We start from the raw sequence: 3,485 nt of genomic DNA on the forward strand, positions 1-3,485 counted from the left end.
GGGCCCGGTAGCGCCAGGCGGGACGGCCGCGCCCGGCGGGGGCGGACCGCTCGCGGGCGGCCAGGCCGTCGTCCACCAGGGCGTCCAGGTGCTCGCGGACGGTGTTGACGTGCAGCGCGCACACCTGGGCGAGCGCGGTGGCGGTGACGGAACCGGACTGTCCGCGCAGGTACTGCAGGACACCGCGCCGCTGCCGGGACAGCGGAACGCGGTGCGATCCGCTGCCGGGAAGCGGGCCGTTATTTTCCACGGTCATGTCCGTACTATATTGCAGGCATCGGCCCGCACCGTTCGGACGGGTCGTCGACGGCTGGAAGGAACGGCCCCCTGATGAGCACTCTGACCCTCGCATCGGACCCCGAGGACGCGGCGGCCGTCGAAGCCGTCGAGGCGCATCACGCCCAGCTGGCCGGTGAGCTGGCCGGACGGGTGGCCATGCTGGTCGCCGCGGCGGACCGCGACCCGGCCGCGGCCGACGAGGTCCGCGCCGGACTGGTCGCCTTCTGCGACCGGGACCTGCTGCCGCACGCGGTCGCCGAGGAAGGCACCCTCTACACCGCCGCCCGCGACCTGCCCGAGGCCCGTCTCCTCGTCGACGGCATGCTCGCCGAACACCGCAGGCTGACCGCCCTGGTCGACGCACTGCGCGAGGGCGGCTCCGCCGTGCGGGCGGCGACCGAAGGCCGGGCCCTCCAGGTCCTGTTCGAGGAGCACCTGGCCAAGGAGAACGACCTCGTCCTGCCGCTGCTCGCCGGTGCCCCGGACATCTCACTGGCCGACCTGCTGGGCGGCATGCGCGAACTGCTCGGCGGCGGCGAGGAGGCCGCGGAGGGGTCCACGGGCGGTGGCTGCGGCGGCACGTGCGGCTGCGGTGGACCGGACGACGCCGAGGTGCCCGAACTCGACGTCCGGGACGTGCCGCACGCGCTGCGGCACGCCACGGTCTTCGGCGCGCTCGGTGCCGTACCGGCCGGGCGGGCCATGGTGCTCGTGGCACCGCACGACCCGCTGCCGCTGCTGCGGCAGATCGAGGACCGGCACCCCGGTGTCTTCGCGGTGGACTACCAGCAGCGCGGCCCGGAGGCGTGGCGCCTGCTGCTCACGCACCGCTGAACTTCCCGGCCGGCCCCGGACGTTCGGGGTTTCATCCGCCCGTTCGGGGCCAGTCGGAGAGTATGTCCCCTCGATATCGCACTGGTTCCAACTCCGCAGGGACGGTCGTCGCGGTGATCGCGGACATCATGGCCGTCATCCTCGGACTCTGGATTCTGATGTACCTGCTGGACGCCAACCGGGGCAACGACCTGGTGCGGTTCGTCCACGACGCGGCCGACTGGCTGGCCGCCTGGTCCCGTGATCTCTTCACCTTCGACGAGGCGTGGGCCCGCGTGGTCGCCGGTTACGGACTCGCCGCCGTCGTCTACCTCTTCATCGGCCACGCCATCGCCGGCCGCCTCCGCCGGTACTGAGGCGGCCGTCCGGCCGGCTCAGGCGAGCGGGCAGCAGTCCGGGTCCAGGCCCCTGGGCAGGTGGTCGCCGCCGAAGGTCGCGCAGGTGGCCTCGTGGCCGCCGAGGGCGGCGACCGCCAGCAGCAGTGAACCGGCGGTCCAGGTGGTCAGTTCGCGCGGCCAGATCGCGTCGTCGTCGAAGACGTAGCCCGTCCAGTACAGGCCGGTCTCCGGATCGCGCAGGTGCTGGATCGACTGGAGCACCTCCAGCGCGCGGTCGGACTCGCCCATCGCCCAGAGGGCCAGGGCGAGTTCGGCCGACTCGCCGCCGGTCACCCACGGGTTGGGCACCACGCAGCGCACCCCGAGCCCGGGGACGACGAAACGCTCCCAGCCCTCTTCGATACGGGCCTTGGCCTCCGCGCCGGTGAGCGCGCCGCCGAGCACCGGGTAGTACCAGTCCATGGAGTAGCGGTCCTTGTCGAGGAACCGCTCCGGGTGGTGCCGGATCGCGTGCCGCAGCGCGCCCGCCGCCAACTCCCAGTCCGGCTGGGGCTCTTCGCGCTGCTCGGCGATGGCCAGCGCGCAGCGCAGCGCGTGGTGGACGGAGGAGGAGCCGGTGAGCAGCGCGTCCGCGGTGGGTGTGCCGTCGTCGTCGCGCCGCCAGCCGATCTGCCCGCCGGGCTGCTGCAGCCGCAGCACGAACTCCACCGCCGCGCACACCACGGGCCACATGCGGTCCAGGAACGTGTCGTCGCCGGTGGAGAGGTAGTGGTGCCACACCCCGACCGCGATGTAGGCGACGAAGTTGGTCTCCCGGCCCCGGTCGGTGACGTCGAGCGGGTCGCCGTCGGCGTAGGCCGCGTACCAGGAGCCGTCCGCCAGCTGGTGCCGGGCCAGCCACAGGTAGGCCCGTTCGGCGGCGTCGTGCTCGCCCGCCGTGTCGAGGGCCATCGCGGCCTCGACGTGGTCCCACGGGTCGAGGTGGTGCCCCCGGAACCAGGGGATCGCCCCGTCCTCCCGCTGCACCGCGAGGATGCCGGCGACGGTCGCGGCGGCCTGGCCGGCCGTGAGGACCCCGGGCAGGACCAGGTGTTCGGTCCGGGGGGTCGTCACGTGGCGTCCGCCTCGGCCCCGGCCGCGGCACGCGGCAGGTGCGGCTTGGTCGCGTACGCCACGAAGCTCTTGCCGATCAGCGGGTTCAGCGCCTGCTCCGCGACCCGGGTGGCCAGCGGCTTCTTCATGATGTCCCAGACCAGCAGCTTGTGGTACGCCCGTACCGGCAGCGCCTTGTCGTTGTCCACGCCGAACGCGCACTTCAGCCACCAGTACGGCGAGTGCAGCGCGTGCGCGTGATGGGTGCCGTACGGGCGCAGGCCCGCCTCGCGGATCTTCCCGAGCAGTTCGTCCGCCTTGTAGATGCGGATGTGGCCGCCCTCGACCTCGTGGTAGGCGTCGGACAGCGTCCAGCACACCTTCTCCGGGCCGTAGCGCGGCACGGTGACGGCGATCCGGCCGCCGGGCCTGAGCACGCGCACCATCTCGGCGAGGACGCCCTTGTCGTCGGGGATGTGCTCCATCACCTCGGAGATGATGACGACGTCGAAGGACTCGTCGGGGAAGGGCAGGGCAAGGGCGTCGCCCTCCATGGCGGTGGCGGTGGCCCCGGCGGGTGCCTCCCCGGCCTCCTTCATCGCCGCGAACCACTTGGCGACCTCGCGGATCTCCTCGCCGTTCTGGTCCAGCGCCACGACCTGCGCGCCGCGCCGGTAGCACTCGAAGGCGTGCCGGCCGGCCCCGCAGCCGAGGTCCAGGACGCGGTCGCCCGGGGCGAGCGGGAACCGGGAGAAGTCGACGGTCAGCACGTGGCCCTGCTTTCGCGGTCGGAGGTGTCGGCTGCGTGCACGGACACGGCGACGGCCGTGTCCGTGGGGGTGTCGGGACCGGCGTCCCCGGCGGCCGGGGCGTCGGGGGTCGCGGGTGCGGGGTGGTCGACGGCCCCGGTCGCGGCGCGGTCCGCGGACCGGGTCCCGGGGC

The 3,485-nt window shown here is 73.5% G+C and carries 5 protein-coding genes; 2 read left to right on the forward strand and 3 right to left on the reverse strand.

The features are described from left to right. On the reverse strand, nucleotides 1-256 hold a 256-nt coding region (locus B7767_RS27845; RefSeq protein WP_143652660.1), incomplete at its 3' end, for a helix-turn-helix domain-containing protein. 74 nt (nucleotides 257-330) lie between these two features. Here B7767_RS27845 and B7767_RS27850 point away from each other — a divergent pair. Together B7767_RS27850 and B7767_RS27855 are read left to right on the forward strand one after the other, a co-directional pair. Then, on the forward strand, nucleotides 331-1,113 hold the full coding sequence (locus tag B7767_RS27850; RefSeq protein ID WP_085574584.1) for a DUF2249 domain-containing protein: 783 nt from the start codon (nucleotides 331-333) through the stop codon (nucleotides 1,111-1,113). Nucleotides 1,114-1,175: 62 nt separating this feature from the next. Beyond that, a complete protein-coding gene (locus B7767_RS27855; protein WP_085574585.1) occupies nucleotides 1,176-1,469 on the forward strand; it encodes a hypothetical protein in 294 nt (97 codons plus the stop codon). Between the two features lie 18 nt (nucleotides 1,470-1,487). Here B7767_RS27855 and B7767_RS27860 read toward each other — a convergent pair whose 3' ends face one another. Further along, nucleotides 1,488-2,564 (reverse strand): prenyltransferase, encoded by a 1,077-nt coding sequence (locus B7767_RS27860; protein ID WP_085574586.1) that lies wholly within the window; start codon nucleotides 2,562-2,564, stop codon nucleotides 1,488-1,490. Further along, on the reverse strand, nucleotides 2,561-3,313 hold the full coding sequence (locus tag B7767_RS27865; RefSeq protein ID WP_085574587.1) for a class I SAM-dependent methyltransferase: 753 nt from the start codon (nucleotides 3,311-3,313) through the stop codon (nucleotides 2,561-2,563). Before B7767_RS27865 ends, B7767_RS27860 begins: the two co-directional genes overlap by 4 nt. Nucleotides 3,314-3,485: the final 172 nt, after the last annotated feature.

The organism is Streptomyces sp. 13-12-16 (genome assembly GCF_002114215.1).
In the GTDB taxonomy this organism is placed as follows: Bacteria; Actinomycetota; Actinomycetes; order Streptomycetales; family Streptomycetaceae; genus Streptomyces.